Raw genomic sequence first — 19,764 nt, forward strand, 5'->3', positions numbered from 1 at the left:
CGATCGTGTCGCTGTCGTGGCGCGCCGCTCACATGATGCTGTGCACACCGGCTCCACTGCCTCACGGGCTTTCGCCCTGCTGAACGGCCACAGGAACCAGTGGATTCGACGTGAGGGATACGCCAACTGGCCGACCACCCCCGCAGGCCATCCACTCGCATCACCCTGACCGAAGCGGACATCCGCGCCTTCGACCGCCACCTGGGACAGCCGTCCGGGCGGGAAAGCCGAATCGTGCCGAGAGTGCGTCGGCATATCCAGAAGCAGTCGCGCAGCCGCAGGTCCGGGATAAGTAAATGTGGGCTGCAAGGGAATGTTGGACCAACAGCCTGGTGGCCGTTTGATGGCCGGTTGTGGTCGCCGTCCTCCGCTGAAATCGTTAACACCACTGTCACGAGGAATCAACATGCGCGGGATGGGGAACCGCGCGTGTCATGGCTGTGTGCGCGGGGTGGCGCCCACGCGTAATCGTGTGGAATCCGCCCGACTCTGGCCTTGTGCCGCCCTGTCCGCTCAGTATCATCCGCCGCTCGCTCGGGCGTACTCGATTCCCGCTCACGGGCTAGGGTCTCCGGCTTCTGATGTGGGTTGCGTAGGTTGACTCCTCGCATTGATGTCGCTACCTTCGGCACTTGCCTCAATTCGAACGCCCATCCGGGGTCTGGATCCCGCATGGCCATTCGCGCATGTCCTAGTTGCTTCCTTTGCGCCGCTAATCCCCCCAATGCGTCATCAAATCCCCCTCCGGAGAGCACATGACGTCCGCTGCGCGCTTAGCCGACATTGTCATAGGCATCAGTCCCTTTGGTGAACCGGACGCCAGACTCATCTCGGCGGTCAGCCGCGCCGGTGGACTCGGAGTGCTCGATCTCGGTACGGGACGCCGCCGGGCGCGTGAGGCGCTCGCTGACGCCAAGCGCTGGGCGGCCGGTGCCCGGTTCGGTGTCCGGGTGGCCAGCGCCTGCCAACTCGCACCCGAGGACCTGAGCACTGACGAGGGGTCAGGACCGGACACCGTGGTGCTCGGTGTGGACGCGCCCTGGCAGACGAGTGAAGTCGCGGAACGCTACCGGGTGTTGGCTGAGGTGACCGACCTTGACCAGGCCCTGGACGCTGTCCGCTCCGGGGCACACGGCCTGATCGCCCGGGGCAGCGAGAGCGGTGGCCGGGTCGGCGAGCTCAGCACGTTCGTGCTGCTTCAACTCCTGCTCGCCGAACCGGCGGTGACCATCCCCGTATGGGCCTGCGGCGGGATCGGGCCGCGAACCGCGGCCGGGGCGGTACTCGGTGGGGCGGCCGGGGTCGTGCTGGACACCCAACTGGCGCTGCTCGCCGAGTCCGGCCTGCCGCAGGAGGCGATGGCCGCGATCCGGTCCATGGACGGTTCGGAGACCGTTGTCATCGAAGGTCACCGGGTGCTGCGCCACCGCCCCGGCACCGTGGGCGGTGCCGGGTCGGCCACTCGCGTCGCCTCGCGGCTCGGCGTACACGACCTGCGTACCCAACTGCTCCCCGTGGGACAGGACGGCTTCCTCGCGAGCCGGTTCGCCGAGCGTTGGCACGACACCGCCACGGCCGTTCGAACCGTGACGGAGGCCATCCGGGAGGCCGTGCGGGATGGGACGGCAGCGGCGGTGCTGCGCCTCGGGGCACCGATGAGCGGCACACTCGGTACCCGACTGCCGTTGGCGCAGGGCCCGATGACCAGGGTCAGCGACCAGGCGGGATTCGCCCGCGCCGTCGCCGAGGAGGGCGCTCTGCCGTTCATCGCGCTCGCCCTAGCGGGGCGGGGCCGGGCACGCGAGGTGCTGGCAGAGGCCAAGTCCGCACTGGAGGGACGGCCATGGGGCGTCGGCCTCCTCGGGTTCGCGCCGCCGGAACTCCGGCGTGAACAGCTCGAAGCCGTACGCGAACAGCGCCCGAGCCATGTGATCATCGCGGGTGGGCGGCCTGCCCAGGCCGAGGCGTTGGAGCGGGACGGGATCACCGCCTTTCTGCACGTGCCCTCCCCGGGGCTGCTCCGCCAGTTCCTTGCGGCCGGTGCCCGCCGGTTCGTCCTCGAAGGGTCCGAATGCGGCGGCCATGTCGGGCCACTTGGCAGCTTTCCGCTCTGGGAGGCCCAACTGGCGGTCATCGAGGACTACTTGGACGGCGCCGACGGGACGGCGGACCGGGTCGAGGTTCTCTTCGCTGGCGGAATCCACGACGAACGTTCGGCCGCCATGGTGGCGGGGCTCAGCGCCCCGCTCGTCCGACGCGGCGGAGCCGTCGGCCTGCTGATGGGTACCGCGTACCTCTTCACCGAGGAGGCGGTGGAGCGAGGCGCCGTCCAGCCGCTATTCCAACGCCAGGTGGTGGCCGCGCGGCGCACCGTGCTGCTGGAGACCGCTCCGGGCCACGCCACCCGATGCGTGGCCAGCCCGTTCGCCGACGGCTACCGCGCCATCAAGGATCGGCTGAGGGCGCGGGGTGTCCCCGACCGGCAGATGTGGGAGGAGTTGGAGCGGCTCAACGTCGGCCGACTGCGGATCGCCAGCAAGGGGCTCGAACGGGACACGGGCGGTGAACTGCTGCCGGTCACAGAGGAACGCCAGCTCTGTGAGGGCATGTTCATGGCCGGGCAGGTCGCGGTCCTGCGCTCGGCCACCACCACGATCGGCGCGCTGCACCACTCGGTCTCCCACGGTGCCGCCGAGTTTCTGACCGAACGTACGGCCTTGCTCCAACAGCGCCTTGGCGTCGGGCAGGGTGAGCGGTGCGCCGAACCGGAGGCGCCCGCGCCGTTGGACGTGGCGGTCGTCGGCATGGCCTGCATGTTCCCGCAGGCGCCCGATCTGGCCACGTTCTGGGCGAACGTGGTGGGCGGCGTCGACGCCGTCACCGAGGTGCCGGGCGAGCGGTGGGACCCCTCGATCCACTACGCGCCGACCGAGGGCGGCGACGTCGGGGGCAGCGGCGTCACCGCCTCCAAGTGGGGCGGATTCCTGCCGGAGATACCGTTCGACCCCCTGCGATACGGCATTCCGCCGACCTCGCTCGGCAGTATCGAACCGGTACAGATGCTCGCCCTTGAGGCCGCCCGCCGTGCTCTGGACGACGCCGGATACGGCGAGCGGGGCCGGGCGTTCGACCGGTCCCGTACCGCCGTCGTCTTCGGCGCCGAGGCGGGCAGCGATCTGTCCAACGCCCACACGCTGCGCGCCGTGCTGCCGTCCTACCTCGGCGCGGTACCGGAAGGACTGGCGGAGCAACTGCCCGAACTCACCGAGGACTCCTTCCCCGGCATGCTCGCCAACGTGATCTCGGGGCGGATCGCCAACCGGCTCGACCTCGGCGGCGCCAACTACACGGTGGACGCGGCCTGTGCGTCGTCGCTGGCCGCCGTGGACGTCGCCTGCAAGGAACTGGTCGGCGGCACCAGCGACATCGTCCTGTGCGGGGGCGCCGACCTGCACAACGGCATCAACGACTATGTGCTGTTCTCCTCGGTGCACGCGCTCTCGCCAACCGGTCGCTCGCGCGCCTTCGACAACTCGGCCGACGGCATAGCGCTCGGCGAGGGCGTTGCCTGCGTCGTGCTGAAGCGGCTGGCCGACGCCCAGCGGGACGGCGACCGGGTCTACGGCGTGATCAAGGGGGTGGGCAGCTCCAGCGACGGGCGGTCGCTCGGGCTGACCGCACCGCGCCCCGAAGGCCAACGGGCCGCGCTGGAACGCGCCTACCGCAACGCCCGGGTCTCACCCGCCGATGTCGGTCTGATCGAGGCGCACGGAACCGGAACGGTCGTCGGCGACCGCACCGAACTGGCCATCCTCAGCGAGGTGTTCCTCAGCGCCGGTGCCACCCCGGGACGCTGTGCGCTCGGCTCCGTCAAGTCGCAGATCGGGCACACCAAATGCGCCGCCGGACTGGCCGGGCTCATCAAGACCGTCCTGGCACTGCACACCGGGGTCAAGCCGCCGACCCTCCACATCACGCGGCCGAACGACGCATGGCAGCCGGAGCGCAGCCCCTTCGCCTTCCACACGCATGCACGGCCCTGGGCGGCGCCTGCCGCCGAACGGCTCGCGGGAATCAGCGCGTTCGGGTTCGGCGGCACCAACTTCCATGTGGTGCTGGCGGCTCACGGCAACGGGGCACCACCGGCTCACGGGCTCGATGCCTGGCCCGCCGAACTGTTCGTCTTTCGGGGTGCGGACCGCGCCGCCGCGCTGCGCGAGGTCGAGGAGGCGCTGGCACTGGCCGCGAGCAATGACAGCTTCGGACGGCCATGGCGGCTGCGCGATCTCGCGCTGGCGGTCGCGCAGCGCTCCGACACCAGCCACGAACCGGTTCGGGTGGCCGTGGTGGCCGAGGACCTGGACAATCTCGCCGAACAGCTGCGACGGGTGCTCGCGGGCGAACGCGACCCCGCATCCGGGATCCACGTTCCTGACGGCACGTCAGGAATTGCGGCGTTCTCTCCGACACCGAACCCAGGAAAGGTCGCCTTTCTCTTCCCGGGGCAGGGCAGCCAACGGCCCGGCATGTTCGCGGACATATTCGTCGCCTTTCCGGAACTGCACCGCTATCTCGAACTCGGCCGGGCCCACACGGACGTTCTCCACCCGCCGACCGCCTTCGACGAGGCCCAGCGGGCGCAACAGCGGCGGCGGATCGCGGACACCCGGGTGGCACAGCCGGTTCTCGGCATAGCGGGCCTGTCGGCGCACTCCCTGCTGACGGCCGCCGGTATCCGACCGGACATGCTCGCCGGGCACAGCTACGGGGAACTCGTCGCCCTCTGCGCGGCGGGCGCCCTTGATCCGCGCACCCTGCTGGAGTTGAGCGCCGAGCGCGCCACCGCGATCCTCGACGCGGCCGGCGACCAGCCGGGCGCCATGGCCGCGGTAGCGGTGGGTCCCGACGAAGCCGAGCGGATCCTGAGCCAAGGGGGGCTGGCCGGGAAGGCCGTCGTCGCCAACCACAACGCACCGCGCCAGACGGTGCTCTCAGGACGCGCGGACGTGGTGGACGAAGTGATGCGGCTGTTCCGGGAGGCCGGGCACGGAGTCCGGGGGCTTCCGGTGACCTGCGCCTTTCACAGTCCGCTGCTCGCCGGTGCGGGGGAGCGGTTCGCCCGGGCGCTGGCGAGGCGCCGGGTGCGGGCACCCGAGCTGCCCGTCTGGTCCAACCGCACCGCCGCCGTACATGCCGCGGACCCGGAAGCGGTGCGGTCGGAACTGGCCGCCCAGATCGAAGCGCCGGTCCGGTTCGCGGCGCAGATCGAGGCCATGTACGAAGCGGGCGCCAGGGTGTTCGTCGAGGCGGGTCCCGGCACGGTGCTCACCCGGCTGGTCGGCTCCATCCTGGGGGACCGACCGCACCACGCGATCGCCTTCGAGGGCAGCGGTGCCGGTGGCACCAACGGCCTGCGCGCCTTCCTCGACACGCTCGCCCAACTCGCCGTAGCCGGGCTGCCGGTGCGCACCGGCTGGATGTTCCGGGGCCGCGACGCCATGGCGGCCGACCGCAACGCGCCACCGAAGCGGCCCGGATGGACGGTGGACGGCCACCTGGTGCGTACGGCGGACGGCGAACTGCTGCCCGGTGCGCTGGCGCCCGCCAGACGGACCCGGGAGGTGATGATCAGCGGCACCGGCAGGTCGGAGGGCGAGCGGGCGGAACGCGACGCGCTGGTCCGTGAGTTCCTGCGCGGCAGCCGGGAGATGGTGGCGGCCCAGCGCGATGTGCTGCTGGCCCACCTCGGCACCGAACCCGGCGCACGTCGGACCGCCCCGACCGCCCCCGCCGTCGTCGAGCCGCCGCCGACGGCGTCGGCGGTCGCCCCCGCCGATGTACCACGATCCGAAGCAGCGCCGACTCCGGCCGCGCTCACCGCCGCCGACGTCTCGCGGGTGGTGTCGCAGATCATCAGCGAGCGCACCGGCTACCCCCTCGACATGATCGAGCCCGACCTCGACCTGGAAGCAGACCTGAGCATCGACTCGATCAAGCGCGCCGAGATCGCGGGCGAACTCGCCAGGCGTTTGGGGATGCGCGGTGAAGGCGCGGCGGCTCTCGGCGACGAGGAACTGGAAGAACTCGCCAAGGCCCGCACCACCGCGGCCGTCACCGCCTGGCTTTCCGGGCGGCTGGCAACCGACGATGGCAACGCCACCCAGACTTCCCCCGAACACCAACTTCCTCCCACAGCAGAGCGGTTGGACGACGAGGTAATGCGGCGGACCGCGTCCGTGGTCGGCGAAGCACCCAGGCGGCTTGTGCTGCGCGCCGTGCCGCTCGGCGAGCCGGACAACGCCACCGACCCCACCGTCCTGCTGACCGGCAAACGCTTCGTGCTGCTGGGCGACGGTGGTGGCACCGCCGAGAGCGTCTCGGCCCGGCTCATGGCACACGGCGCCGAAGCCATCACCGTTGGCCCCGACCACCTGCTCACCGCTCAGGACGGTGAGGTGGACGGGGTGATCCTGCTGCAGCCCCTCGCCGACTCCGCCAGGCCGGTGCTACCGGAGGCGTTCCCGGTGCTCCAGGCCGCCCTGCGGCGCTCACCGCGCTGGATGCTCGCGGTGCGCAGCGGCGATCCGCTCGACCTGCGCGCTGCCGGGCTGCAGGGTTTCTTCCGCACGGTGGCGAAGGAGTACCCGGGGATCGTGGCACGCGTCATCGCCGTGCCCGGCGCGTCCGCTCCCGGAACCGGTGGAGACGCGCTGGTGTCCGTAGCCGACGCTCTGCTCGGCGAGTTGCTCGCCCCGGACATGGCGCCGGTGGTGCTACGGACCGCCGCTGGCAGGCACGCGCTGGAGCTGGTGGAGACCCCGCTCGGCAGCCTGGCCATCTCGGGCGCGGGGCCCGCCGGTGCCGGGGCGGCGGAGGCCGCCGCCATCGGCCTCGACCGCGACAGCGTGGTCGTACTGGTCGGTGGGGCGCGGGGCATCACCGCACGGTTCGCCGCCACGCTCGCGTCCGCCGCACGGTGCCGGATCGAACTGCTCGGCCGGACGCCCGAGCCCGGCGGGCCCGAGGACCCGGCCACCGCCGATGCCCGCGACCCGGTGTCCCTGCGCACGGCGCTCGCCGCCGAGGGCCATCGGACACCGGCCGAGATCCAGCGGGAAACCTCCCGCATCCTGGCCCAGCGCGAAGTCGCCAGCACCCTGGCCGAGTTGAGGAGCCTCGGCAGCCAGGTGCGGTACCGCTCCGTGGACTTCCGGGAGACCGACGCCGTACTCCAGGCCGTCAAGGAGATCCACGCCGAGCACGGTCGACTGGACGCTGCCGTGTACGGCGCCGGCGTCATCGAGGACCGGCTGATCGAGCAGAAGACCGCCGATTCCTTCAAGCGGGTCTTCGGTACGAAGGTCGACGGGGCGAGCGCCCTGCTGGACGCGCTGGAGGAACTCCCGGCCGGCCCCGCCCTCGTGGTGTTGTTCGGCAGCATCTCCGCGGTACTCGGCAATCCCGGGCAGGCGGACTACGCCGCGGCCAACGACGCGCTGGAGACGCTCGGCCTGCGCTGGGCGGCTCGCACGGGCCGCCGGGCGCTGACCGTGCACTGGGGGCCCTGGGCGCCGACCGGGACACACACGGGCATGGTGAGCCCCGAACTCGCACGCGACTACGCGCGGCGCGGCGTCTCACTCATCGACCCGGAGGAAGGCACGCTCGCGCTGCTGCGCGAACTCGCCTGGCAGGGCGAGCCGACCGGTTCCGTCGTCGTCACCGCCTCGGAATGGTGACCGTGGCGCACGACGACGGCCTCCACCGCGCGCAGGTCGGCAGGACGCACCCGGTCGCCATCGTGGGGATGGCCGTGTTGCTGCCGGGCGCGCCGGACCTGGACACCTACTGGCGCAATCTGGTGCACGGCGCCGACGCGATCACCGACGTGCCACCTGGCCGCTGGGACACCGACTTCTACCACCCGGACAGCGCGGGCGGCCCGACCGCGCCGGACCGTGTGTACTGCCGACGGGGCGGATTCGTGGACGAGTTCGCCGAGGTGGAGGTCACCCGGTTCGGGATCATGCCCGCGTCGGTGCCGGGCGCCGAGCCCGACCAACTGCTGGCCCTGAAGGTGGCGGCCGCGGCCATCGCGGACGCGGGCGGCGAGGACCGGCTGCCGGACCGGCAGCGGGTGGGCGTGGTGCTGGGTCGCGGCGGGTACCTCACCCCCGGTCTCGTCCGGCTCGACCAGCGGGTCCGCACCGCCCGCCAACTCGTCCGCACCCTCGGCGAGTTGTTGCCCGGCCTCGGCATGGACCAGTTGGAGCGGGTCCACGCGGCCTTCATCGAGCGCCTCGGGCCCGACCGCCCCGAGGCCGCCATCGGACTGGTGCCCAACCTCGCCGCCTCACGCGTGGCGCACCGGCTCGACCTGCGCGGGCCCGCCTACACCGTTGACGCCGCCTGTGCGTCATCGCTGGTGGCGGTCGACCAGGCAGTCGGAGAACTGGCCTCGGGCCGCTGCGACGTGATGCTCGCCGGTGGTGTGCACCACTGCCACGACATCACGTTGTGGAGCGTCTTCTCCCAACTCGGCGCGCTTTCCCCGAGTCAGCGCATCCGGCCCTTCCACCGAGCGGCCGACGGCATTCTGATCGGCGAGGGCACCGGATTCGTGGTACTCAAACGCCTGGCCGACGCGCAGCGGGCGGGGGAGCGTGTCTACGCGGTCATCCGGGGCACCGGTGTCGCCAGCGACGGACGCGCCGCGGGCCCGGCCAACCCGGACCCGGCGGGTCAGGCGCGCGCCGTACGGCAGGCGTGGCGAACGGCTGGCCTGGACCCCAGGGAACCGCACGCGATCGGGCTGTTGGAGGCACACGGCACCGCCACACCCGCCGGAGACGCGGCCGAACTCGCCACGCTGGCCGACGTGTTCGGCCCCCACGGTCCTGGCGGAGCCGACACCCGCGCCGTCATCGGTTCGGTGAAGTCGATGATCGGCCACACCATGCCCACCGCCGGCGTGGCCGCCCTGATCAAGGCGGCCCTCGCGGTCCACCACGGTGTGTTGCTGCCCACGCTGCACTGCGACGACCCGCACCCCGCTCTCGCGACCACCCGGTTCCGTACCCTGGACACGCCGCGGCCCTGGGAAACCGCCGCGGATCAGCCACTACGCCGTGCGGCGGTGAACGCGTTCGGCTTCGGCGGCATCAACGCCCACGTGGTGCTGGAACAGGCCCCAACGCCCGTCTCACCGGTGGCGGTGCCCGCTTCACGGGCCGTCGTGGCCGAGCCGGAGCGGGTCCTGGCGCTGGCCGCGGCCACCCCGGAACGACTCGCCGAACTCCTCGCGACAGACGACCGCGCCGTACTCGCCGCGGGATCGGAACGACCCGCGGGGCCGGGCCGCAGCAGGCTCGGCATCGTCGACCCGACCGCCAGGCGGCTGGCGTTGGCCAGGCGCATCGTCGCCAAAGGCCGTTCCTGGCGCGGTCGCCACGACATCTGGTTCGCCGCCAACCCCCTGCTCGGCAGCGGCGCCGACGGGGTGCCGGGGAAGCTGGCGTTCGTCTTCCCCGGTCTTGAGGACGAGTTCGAGCCCCGGCTGGCCGGTGTGGCCGAGCACTTCGGGCTGGCAGCCGTACGCGGCAGTGGACCGGCACCGGCTGGTGACGTCGGCCGACGTGGGGCGGACGTCTTCGGCGTGGGCCGCCTGCTGGACGCGGCGTTGCGGCACATGGGGATCGTGCCGGACGCGGTGGCCGGACACAGCGTCGGCGAATGGACCGCGATGGCGGCGGGAGGCATGTACGCGGCCAACGCGGTCGACGCCTTCCTCGACTCCTTCGACCCGGACGCGCTCCGCGTGCCCGCGATGGCCTTCGCCGTCGTCGGGGCCTGCGCGGAGCGGGTCGTGGCCGCGTTGGAGGAGTGGTCGGACGACAGGATCGTGCTCTCCCACGACAACGCGGCGCACCAGTCGATCGTGTGCGGTCCTCCGGCCCCCGTAGCGGAGTTCGTCCGATCGCTGCGAGCCGAGGGGGTGATAGCGCAGGTCCTGCCGTTCCAGTCCGGCTTCCACACCCCGATGCTCGCCCCCTACCTGGGGCCGATCGCAGCAGCCGCGCACCGCTTCGAGCTGTTTCTGCCGACGGTCCCCGTCTGGTCGGCCACGACCGCCGCGCCCTACCCGCGGGACGAAGCCGCCGTGCGCGAGCTGTTCGTACGGCATCTGCTGGAGCCCGTACGCTTCCGGCCGCTGGTCGAAGCGATGTACGCGGCAGGCCACCGCGCTTTCGTACAGGTCGGTACAGGCCAGCTGGCCTCGCTCGTCAGCGACACCCTGCATGACAGGGAACACCTCGTGGTCGCCGCCAACTCGCCGCACCGCGACGGCCTCGCCCAACTCAGGCGCGTGGCCACCGCGTTGTGGGCTGACGGCGCCGAGACGGACCCCGACCTTCCGCGTGCGGTGGCCGCGCACGGGGGGACGGGGCACGACCCGGCGCCGGTTCCGCGACAGCCGGTCCGGCTCGACCTGGGCGGTTCCCTGGTCCGACTGGACGCGGACGTATTAGCGGAGCTGCGCCGTGAGTTGGCACCCGCTGCCGACTCCGCCAGCCAACCGGCCAGCGCCACGGCGGCACTTGACGTCGCGGCCGCCCGTTTCCCGCTCGCCGCCGAACTCGGCGCGCTGCTGCGGGAGACGGCCGAGGCCGCCGCCGAACTCATCGCGGCGGGAGACCGGACGGCACCAGCACGTCCGTCACCCGCGACCATCGCGAGCGCACCGCGCGCCCTGGAGACGAGCACCGTGCTACGGGTCTCCACCGACGCGATGCCGTATCTGCGCGACCACTGCTTCTTCCCCCAGCGGCCCGGCTGGCCCGACGAGGCGGACCGGTGGCCGGTGGTACCGGCCACCACGATCGTGCGGCACCTCATGGACGCGGCGGAACGGGCCGCCCCCGGACAGCGCGCCATCGCGGTGCACGGCGCCCGATTCGACCAGTGGGTGACCGCCGCACCCCCGGCCGACGTGCCCATCACGACGGCGCCGTCACCCGACGACCCCAGCAGGATCCGCGTCGCCTTCGGCCGCAGCGCGCACGCCACCGTGGAAGTCGCCCCGCACTACCCGGCGGACCGCCCCGAACCGTGGCGTACCGACCCCGCCGTCGAGCGCGCCCCCCGCCACACGGCCGCCCAACTCTACGCCGAACGCTGGATGTTCCACGGCCCGATGTTCCAGGGCCTCACCGAGATCACCGCCATCGGCGAGGCACACGTACGCGGCACGATCACCACGCCTGCCGCGCCCGGCGGCCTGCTGGACAACGTCGGCCAGCTGCTCGGCTACTGGATCATGGCCACCCGCACCGAGCGGACCGTCGTCTTCCCGGTCGGCCTTCGGCATCTGTGCTTCTTCGGGCCGCATCCGCGCTCAGGAACCGAGGTGGAGTGCCTGATCAGGATCGCCTCGCTGACCGACGCCGCACTCGAAGCCGACGTACAACTCGTCGCGGACGGCCGGGTGTGGGCGGAAGTGACCGGCTGGCAGGACCGCAGGTTCGACAACCACCCGCAGACCAAGGCGGTCGAGCGCTTCCCGCAGCGCAACACGCTCTCCAGGGCGCAGCCCGGCGGCTGGGTCCTCCTCCACCAACGGTGGCCGGACCTCGCCTCCCAGGACCTGATCATGCGCAACCATCTGGGCGGCGCCGAGCGCGCCGAGTACGAGCGCCACCCACCGCACGGGCGAAGACAGTGGCTGCTCGGCCGGATCGCGGCCAAGGACGCCGTACGGCGGTGGCTTTGGGACCACGGCGAAGGCCCTGTCTTCCCCGCGGAGATACGGATCCGCAACGACGAACGCGGTCGCCCGTACGCCACCGGGGTGCACGGCCGTACCCTGCCGGATCTGGACCTCTCCCTGGCGCACCGCGCCGAGACCGGGGTGGCGCTCGTGGTACCGCGACGGCTGCGGCGCCGCACCGACGGCACAGGGCCCGGCATCGACATCGAGGAACTGGCCGACCTGGCCGAGCAGACGCTCGCGGTCGCCTTCGGCGCGTCGGAGCGCGAGCTGATCGCCGCGTTGCGCTCCGAGACCGGCGAGGCCGAGGCGCGGTGGACCACGACGTTCTGGGCGGCGAAGGAGGCCGTCGCCAAGGCGGAGGGCACCGGGTTCCGCGGCAGGCCCCGGGACTTCGCCGTGGTCGAGGCGGACGTCACGGCCGCGCCGGTACGACTCGTGGTCCAGGCGGCCACGTCCACCGGTGTGCCGCGCCGCTACCGGGTGCACAGCACGGGGGTGGCCAATCCGCCGGGCTTGCCGTGCAGGGACTACATCGTGGCCTGGACGAACGGGCCGGCGGACGACAACGAGGAGATCGATCAGTGACCATCAGTGGGCAGACCCCCGCGGTCTCCGTGGTCGACGCGCGCACCGTCCTCGCGGACATCGCCCGGATGCTGCGGGCCGTACTCGACGAGTACGGTCTCGACGACATCGAGATCACCATGGAGACCCGCTTCACCGAGGACCTGGAGCTGGAGAGCATCGACCTGGTCACCCTGGCGGGCAGCCTGGAAGCACACTACGGGCGTCAGGTCAACTTCGCCGCGTTCGTGGCCGACTTGGAGCTTGACGAGATCATCGGCCTCACCGTCGGACGTCTGGTCGAACACGTCGTGCGGTGCCTCAACGCCGAGAGGAACTGATCCATGGCGATGATCAGGACAACCGACGGACCGGAGGGCATCAGGCTCCACGTACAGCGGCTCGCCCCACCGGACGGGCGCCCGCCCACCACCACCGCCGTGCTGCTGCACGGCCTGCTCACCGACAGCCTGGCCAGCTACTACTTCACGGTGGCCCCCGCGCTCGCTGCTGCCGGGACCGACGTGGTGATGTACGACCACCGCGGCCACGGTCGCAGTGAACGCCCCTACAGCAGCTACGCGTTGGCCGACTTCGTCACCGACCTGGAGCGGCTGCTCGACCGCCTGGAGATCACCAGCCCCGTCCACCTGGTTGGCAACTGCTTCGGCGGAACAGTGGCCTTCGAGTACGCCGTCCGCCACCCGGAGCGGGTCGCGGGAGTCTGCCTGATCGAGTCGAATCCCGCCACGGAGTCCTGGGCCAAGGACATAGCCGATATCTTCCGGCGCCTCGTCGGGGAGCTGGTCGAGCACGAGGCCGAGGCGCTGGCCTGGGTGAGCGCCCACGAGGGCGACCACACCGCCAGGTTGGCGAGGTCAGCGGCCCGGCTGGTGCGCACCACCAGCATCGCGCGGGACATCCCGGCGAGCCGGGTGCTCAGCGAGGAGCAGGTCCGCTCGGTGCGTTGCCCGGTGCTGGCCGTCTACGGTCGTGAATCCGAACTCGCCGGTCAGGCATGGCGGTTGGCGTCGCTGCTGCCGGGTACGCGGTCGGTCTTCCTGCCCGGACAGGGGCACTCCGTGCTGGCGGAGGCACCCGGGCTCGTCCTCGGACTGCTGCTGTCCTCGATCGGCGAGCCTGGAGGCACGCCGCCGGTGCCCGTCGCGGCGGACGGCGACGCGCGATGAGCCGCTTCCTGTTCGTCGTGCCGCCGCTGGTCGGCCATATCAACCCCACAGTGGGAGTCGGGGCCGAGCTGGCCGCCCGCGGACACCAGGTGGCCTGGGCCGGGATGCCCGACGCCGTCCGGCCGCTCGTCGGTGACGGCGGCACCGTCTTCGCCTGCGGCGGACCAAGGCTCGGCGAGGGCGGTGCCGTCCGCCCACCGGACGTACGCGGCCCGGGCGCGCTGAAGTTCCTCTGGGAGCGGTTCCTGGCGCCGCTCGCCGAGGAGATGACTTCTGGCGTGCGTGCGGCCGTGGCGGAATTCCGTCCCGATGTGCTCGTCGCCGACCAGCAGACCGTCGCCGGAGGCCTGACCGCCGAGCTGCTCGGCGTGCGGTGGGCCACCTCGGCGACCACCTCGGCCGAGTTCGCCGGCGCGCTCGACGGCATGCCCAAGGTCGACGCCTGGCTCGAAGGGCTGCTGGACGACCTGCGCCACCGTATGGGCGACCCGGCCGGGACGGCCGATCCCCGGTTCTCCCCACACCTGGTGCTTGCCTTCACCACCGAGGAACTCGCCGGACGCCCGGTCCGGGCGCACGACCGGATCCGCTTCGTCGGCCCGTCGATCGCCCACCGCCCGGCCACATGCGACTTCCCCTGGGACTGGCTGGACCCCGCGCGACCGTCGGCACTGGTTACCTTGGGCACCGCCAACGCCGAAGCGGGCACACGCTTCCTCGCGGAATGCCGCGCGGCCGTTCGCGGCCGAACCGACCGCCTCCAGGCGGTGATCACTGATCCCGCGGGCTCGCTCGGTCCGCCCACTGCCGATGACAAGGACGTGCTGGTGCTGCCATACGTTCCGCAACTCCCGCTCCTGGAAAGGGTCGACACCGTCGTCTGCCACGCCGGGCACAACACCGTCTGTGAATCCCTGTGGCACGGCGTCCCGCTGGTCGTGGCACCGATCCGCGACGACCAGCCCGTGGTGGCCGCCCAGGTGGTGGACGCCGGAGCGGCCGTCCGCGTCCGGTTCGGCCGGGTCACGGCGTCCAAGCTCGGCGACGCACTCGACGCGGTGCTCTGGGAACCCCGCTACCGTGCCGCGGCCGAGCGGGTCGGGGCGTCCTTCCGCGCGGCGGGCGGAGCCGCCGCGGCCGCCATCCATCTGGAACGGCTGGCGGCGGGCGCGGACGAGGCCCCGCCCACCCCCGAGGTGACGAAATGAGCGGCGAACAGCACACACCCGGGACGTCGGCGAAGCGCAGCCGGGCCGCGACCGTGGCTGAGCTTCGTCCGCGCTACCAGGCCGATCTGGCCCACGGCACCGAGCGGTTCTTCGACAGACGCCGCACCGACTGCCCGTGGTGCGGCTCGACCCGACTGCGGGAACGACTGCGCACGCCCGACCTCTTCCAGCACAAGCCCGGCCGCTTCTTCCTCGACGAGTGCCAGCAGTGCGGCCATGTCTTCCAGAACCCCAGGCTGAACGGCGCGGGTCTGGAGTTCTACTACCGGGACTTCTACGACGGACTGGGGGAGAAGGATCTCGACGGCGTCTTCACCGGACCCGGCCGGGAGAAGATGTACCGACGCCGGGCCGAATCCCTGAAACCCTTCGACCGCACCCCGAAGAACTGGCTCGACGTCGGCACGGGCCACGGGCATTTCTGCGCCACCGCCCGAACCGTCTTCCCCGGAACCGTGTTCGACGGGCTGGACTTCAGCGCGGGCATCGAACTGGCCGAGCGGGCGGGCCGGATCGACCGCGGCTTTCGGGGCAGCTTCACCGAGTTGGCGCGCCAGGAACTCCTCGGCCGGTACGACGCGGTCAGCATGTACCACTACCTGGAACACAGCACCGACCCGCGCGGCGAACTACGGGCGGCCTGGCAGGCGATCCACCCGGGTGGGCATCTACTGATCGAGGTACCCGATCCGCAGAGCCGCCTCGCCAGGGTGCTCGGCCGCTGGTGGCTTCCCTGGCTGCAGCCACAGCATCTCAACTTCCTGCCCGTGGCCAACCTCCGCCAAGAGCTGACCGCCCTCGGCTTCACCGTGGTCGCCGAGGCACACGCCGAGCCGCATGACACGGTAGACCTGCTCGGCGCGGTATGGCTGTCGCTGAACGCCGTCGCACCACCCGAGGACGCTCCCTGGCTCACCACACCGACGGACCGCATCCACCGCCTGCTGCGCGCCGCGCTCCTGCTGGCCGGTGTACCGGCTCTGCTCCTCGGCACCACGCTTGACCGGCTGCTGGTCAAGCCGATCGCTCACCGGCTGGGCCTGAGCAACGCCTACCGGGTCATCGCCAGGCGGCCTGAGACACCGCCCGGGTAACGGCGGCGCCTTCGGGGATGCGGCCACGCATGACGTACGGAGTGCCGGTGCGGCGGGGTGCCCGTTCACGACGGGCAGTCGCAGCACTTCGCCCCGCCGACCAAACGATCGGCGGGGCGAAGTAGTCAGGCCCCGAATTGACGGCCAGCGCCAAGAAGTTCCGGGGCCCGCTGTCGCGTCAGAGACCGGCTATTCCGGAAACGCTGGCCTGGCCCGAGACGGGGCCGACGACCTGGATGCCGGCGCCGCCGCTGATCACGCCGCTGGGCAGCCCGGGCAGAACGGGGAGCGCGGAGGTGGCTTCCTGGACCAGGCCGCCGAGAAGGCCGCCGGAAACGGCGTCCAGGTCGGCGTCGGAAATCTCCTGGGTCTCGACGGGGGTGAAGTCGTTGCGCATGACTGGCCTTTCCACTCGTGGCTTGGGGGCGAGAGCAAACCATGCCGACCGGCCGCACTGCGACCCCGGCCCATCGGTAATTTCTGCCAGGGTTCCCAATATCCCCACATGCCGCCCCGTGGAATCGTTCACGGAATGTCGGCAACTCCTTCACATGCTTTTCGGGATCCGGCGCCCGTGGCCGGTTTGCGACGCCGTCGCCGTCGAAAACCCATGGGACATGTCGGCATTCGAGACCGCGCGGCGCCCGGCGGACCCGGGTGGTACGAGGGGGCTGTGACCTTCCTGTATGCATCGCGGAGGTCCGGAAAAACGACCGCATCCGGCTCCGGGACTCGTGGACGGTGGCGTCGGGGATGACGATGCCCAGCCGGTTCGGCTCGCCCTGTACGCGCCGTGGCCTCACAACGGAGCCTCAGCCCTGGACGAGCAAGTCCCAAGTGGTCAGTGGTCGAACGCGATCAGAGGTTGGCGTGCTGCGCATTGACGTGTTGATCCGAAAGCAGTCCGGCGACGGTTCGGATGGTGTCCGGCAGGCGTTCGCGTCGGCCGTGATGCCGACTGAGGCATCGCCGGTTCTTGAGGTGGGCGAGGCCGGATGCGATCGGGACGCGTTGTGATGGCCGAATGGGTGTGTTCCCCAGACGGCGGGGCAGGCGTCGTACTACCCGGATGTGCGCGCCGGCCCGTGGCCGCACCCTGTGCCCACCGGCCGGTGCCCCGGCCGCTTTCCAAGTGCTTGGCGCTCAAAGCCAGCTGACTCCACATCGCCGACGTGCCTGAGCGCCGGGCGGGCTTGGGTACGCCCGGGCCGCCGAGCGTCGCCCTTCGAGTGAAACTTGCGCGCAGCTCTATCGCGAAGGCCCGGGCTGCGCTGTCCTCATATTGCCCGGCTCGGGGCGTTTCGCGTAGAGGGGTGGAACCTTGAACACGTCGTTCACAGGAAGAGAGTTCTACCAGGCGCTCGTCGCCGACTCCGTACCCACACCCGTGGTTCTGACCGGCATGGTCAAGACCGCCGAGAAGACGGACGCCATCCAGTTCGCCCCTGGCACCACGTGCCAGAACTGGACCACGCTTCCCGTCTCCCTCATCGAGCGGGTCGAGCCGCTGGGCCAGATGCCCTGCGACGATCACACGCACCCTGTGGTGCGCATGCAACTGACGCAGCCCGGCACGGCCGAAGCGGCCGCGCTGGCCATGCTGTTGCACGCGGTGCAGCAGCAGCGTCCCGGCTGTGGCGGATCGCCCGGCAAGCAGCCAGGGCAGCCGCCGAACCGTGCCGCGGCCCGTCCCCCGGCACCGTCGAGGCCCGGCGCTCTCCACTTCACCATTCCCGCCGGAACCGCTGCCGCGCCACAGGCCCAGTGTGTCGACGGCGACTCCTGGTGCGACCAGGTGAACAACTGGTGTTACGGGTGCTGCAACGGGACGTGGGTGCCGTTCAGCTTCGGCGGCTGCCAGTACGGGATGTCGTACTCCTGCAACGGCAACCTCTACAACGCGTACAACTGCTGGCCCATCGCCTGACGCCACACCGGTGCGACGTCCGGTGGCGAGGCGGTGTGGTGGACGTTGCAGTTGGCGTCGCCTTTACTGGCGGCATCAGCGGACCCCCGCCCGGGGGGTGCCTGGCTGTCCCGCCGCGCAGCCCGGCACCGCGCCGCCCGCAGTCGGCGCTCGCCCGCCCCTGACGATGAGTTCGGGCTTCGCTGCGGAAATCCGTTCGCCACCGGGCGCGTCTCATGGCACGGTAGGCGTGGATTCGGAGGGGGCCGAATGGGGCGGATCGTCGTTTGCGGTGGCGGTGTCGTGGGGTTGTCCGCGGCGCTGATGCTGGCACGTGACGGGCATACGGTCACGGTGCTGGAAGTCGATCCCGTCGGACCGCCGCCCGAACCGGTGCAGGCGTGGGACAGGTGGCGGCGCACCGGCGTGGCGCACTTCCGCCAGCCGCACAATCTGCTGCCGCGGTTCCGGCAGGTGCTCGCCGAGGAACTGCCAGATATGACGGGCCGTCTGTTGGCCGCCGGATGTGTGTTGATGGACACGCTCACGCCCATGCCGCCAGGGATCGAGGACCAGTCGCCGCGGCCCGAGGACGACCGCTTCCGCTTCGTCAGCGGGCGGCGCCCCGTTGTGGAGTCGGTCTTCGCCGCCGCCGCCGAGGAGCAGGCCGACGTCACCGTGCGGCGCGGCGTACGGGTCGCGGGCCTGCTCGGCGGGCCTCCGCGGTGCAAGGGCATACCCCACGTTGCCGGGGTGCGCCTGAGCGACGGGGAGGAGATCCGCGCCGACCTGGTCGTGGATGCCACGGGGCGGCGCACAGCCGCGCCGCGCTGGCTGGCCCACCTCGGTGCCGAGCAGCCCGCTACCGAGAAGGAGCAAGGCGGATTCGCCTACTACACCCGCTATTTCACGGGCCCGCAGCAGCCGCTGCGCAGGGGAGCGCCACTGACCCCGCTGGGCACCGTCTCCCTGCTGACCATCCCCGGTGACAACGACACCTGGTCGATCACGGTCGTCGGCTCCGCCAAGGACGCGCCCCTGAGGGCGATACGCGATCCCGAGTGCTTCACGCGGCTGGTGCGCGCCTGCCCCGCCCAGGCTCACTGGCTGGCCGGCACGCCGATCAGCGACGTGCTCGTGACGGCGGGGATCCTCAACCGACGACGCCGGTTCGTCGTCGATGGGCGCCCGGTCGCCACGGGGTTCGCCGCGGTCAGCGACGCATGGGCGTGCACCAACCCAACAGCCGCTCGTGGGCTCAGCGTCGGAGTGCTCCACGTCCAGCAACTGCGCCGTACCGTGCGTGCGCACGTTGCCGACCCGGAGGTGTTCGCCTCGGCGTGGGACAAGGCAACCGAGCAGTACGTCGCCCCCTTCTACCAGGATCAGATCGCTGCGGACCGCGTGCGGATCGCCGAGATGGACGCGCTGCGAGAAGGGGACGAACCTCCCCTCCCGGACCCGGTGGCCTCCCGGTTTGCTGCGGCGGCCCTCCGGGACGCCGAGGTCTTCCGGGCGCTGCTGGAGGCCGCGGTGTGCCTCACACCGCGTGCCGAAGTGCTCGCCCGGCCGGACCTGATGGCCAGGATCGACAAGCGGCCTCCCCAGCCGCTGGCTTCCCGCGGGGAGGCCGGGCCGCCCGCTCTCGACCGCGCGCAGCTGTTGCGCCTGCTGGGGGAGTAGCGGGCCGTCGGGACGTGCGGCCGGGTGTGGGTGCCGTTAAGTCATCCGCCCAGGTCATGGTGCTGATCGGCCGTCCCCGAAGACACAGACCGGCGCTCTTCGGCTTCAGCCGGGCAGCGGTGGACGGATCGTCTCGCTCCGCAGCCTTCGCCGCCGGGGTGTCCCGGCCGAGTGTGCTCCCAAATTCGACACGGCCTGACCAACCAACGGCTTGTTCGGGCCAGCTGGTCGCGGATCCGTGAAGTGCGATCGCCGCGTACGTGCGGGTGACACTTGGCATGTTGTCCCGGCTCCCTGGAACTTCCGAGGCCAGGAAGGTGATACGGGA

At 71.4% G+C, this 19,764-nt stretch carries 9 protein-coding genes; 8 read left to right on the forward strand and 1 reads right to left on the reverse strand.

The genetic code is table 11. From position 1 onward, the window contains the following. Nucleotides 1-755: 755 nt before the first annotated feature. From O5O46_RS23725 to O5O46_RS23750, 6 genes are all read left to right on the forward strand, one after another. Nucleotides 756-7,739, forward strand: a complete 6,984-nt coding sequence (locus tag O5O46_RS23725) for a type I polyketide synthase (protein ID WP_269857573.1) — start codon at nt 756-758, stop codon at nt 7,737-7,739. Next, nucleotides 7,733-12,355: a type I polyketide synthase gene (locus O5O46_RS23730; protein WP_269857574.1), complete on the forward strand. Its 4,623-nt coding sequence runs from the start codon at nt 7,733-7,735 to the stop codon at nt 12,353-12,355. Before O5O46_RS23725 ends, O5O46_RS23730 begins: the two co-directional genes overlap by 7 nt. Before the next feature lie 68 nt (nt 12,356-12,423). After that, entirely contained in the window at nt 12,424-12,675 is a 252-nt protein-coding gene (locus tag O5O46_RS23735) for an acyl carrier protein (RefSeq protein WP_269857652.1), read from the forward strand. 3 nt (nt 12,676-12,678) lie between these two features. Beyond that, nucleotides 12,679-13,524: an alpha/beta fold hydrolase gene (locus tag O5O46_RS23740; RefSeq protein ID WP_269857575.1), complete on the forward strand. Its 846-nt coding sequence runs from the start codon at nt 12,679-12,681 to the stop codon at nt 13,522-13,524. Further along, a complete protein-coding gene (locus O5O46_RS23745; RefSeq protein ID WP_269857576.1) occupies nt 13,521-14,732 on the forward strand; it encodes a glycosyltransferase in 1,212 nt (403 codons plus the stop codon). The genes O5O46_RS23740 and O5O46_RS23745 overlap by 4 nt, the downstream gene beginning before the upstream one ends. Beyond that, nucleotides 14,729-15,847, forward strand: coding sequence for a class I SAM-dependent methyltransferase (locus O5O46_RS23750; RefSeq protein ID WP_269857577.1), 1,119 nt, complete (start codon nt 14,729-14,731; stop codon nt 15,845-15,847). The genes O5O46_RS23745 and O5O46_RS23750 overlap by 4 nt, the downstream gene beginning before the upstream one ends. Nucleotides 15,848-16,025: 178 nt before the next feature. Here O5O46_RS23750 and O5O46_RS23755 read toward each other — a convergent pair whose 3' ends face one another. Continuing rightward, the gene (locus tag O5O46_RS23755) at nt 16,026-16,244 is read right to left on the reverse strand and encodes a type A2 lantipeptide (RefSeq protein ID WP_269857578.1); all 219 of its coding nucleotides are present in this window, start codon (nt 16,242-16,244) and stop codon (nt 16,026-16,028) included. Nucleotides 16,245-17,168: 924 nt separating this feature from the next. On the opposite strand from O5O46_RS23755, the gene O5O46_RS23760 reads away from it, so the two are divergent. Both O5O46_RS23760 and O5O46_RS23765 read left to right on the forward strand, forming a co-directional pair. Further along, a complete protein-coding gene (locus O5O46_RS23760; RefSeq protein WP_269857579.1) occupies nt 17,169-17,774 on the forward strand; it encodes a hypothetical protein in 606 nt (201 codons plus the stop codon). Between the two features lie 249 nt (nt 17,775-18,023). Further along, nucleotides 18,024-19,436: an NAD(P)/FAD-dependent oxidoreductase gene (locus O5O46_RS23765; RefSeq protein ID WP_269857580.1), complete on the forward strand. Its 1,413-nt coding sequence runs from the start codon at nt 18,024-18,026 to the stop codon at nt 19,434-19,436. Nucleotides 19,437-19,764: the final 328 nt, after the last annotated feature.

This window comes from Streptomyces sp. RPT161 (genome assembly GCF_027533845.1).
GTDB lineage: Bacteria > Actinomycetota > Actinomycetes > Streptomycetales > Streptomycetaceae > Streptantibioticus_A > Streptantibioticus_A silvisoli_A.

Coding starts and splice junctions, on each gene's coding strand:
- O5O46_RS23725 (WP_269857573.1), top strand. CDS start 756: ATGACGTCCGCTGCGCGCTTAGCCGACATTGTCATAGGCATCAGTCCC.
- O5O46_RS23730 (WP_269857574.1), top strand. CDS start 7,733: ATGGTGACCGTGGCGCACGACGACGGCCTCCACCGCGCGCAGGTCGGC.
- O5O46_RS23735 (WP_269857652.1), top strand. CDS start 12,424: ATGCTGCGGGCCGTACTCGACGAGTACGGTCTCGACGACATCGAGATC.
- O5O46_RS23740 (WP_269857575.1), top strand. CDS start 12,679: ATGGCGATGATCAGGACAACCGACGGACCGGAGGGCATCAGGCTCCAC.
- O5O46_RS23745 (WP_269857576.1), top strand. CDS start 13,521: ATGAGCCGCTTCCTGTTCGTCGTGCCGCCGCTGGTCGGCCATATCAAC.
- O5O46_RS23750 (WP_269857577.1), top strand. CDS start 14,729: ATGAGCGGCGAACAGCACACACCCGGGACGTCGGCGAAGCGCAGCCGG.
- O5O46_RS23755 (WP_269857578.1), bottom strand. CDS start 16,244: ATGCGCAACGACTTCACCCCCGTCGAGACCCAGGAGATTTCCGACGCC.
- O5O46_RS23765 (WP_269857580.1), top strand. CDS start 18,024: ATGGGGCGGATCGTCGTTTGCGGTGGCGGTGTCGTGGGGTTGTCCGCG.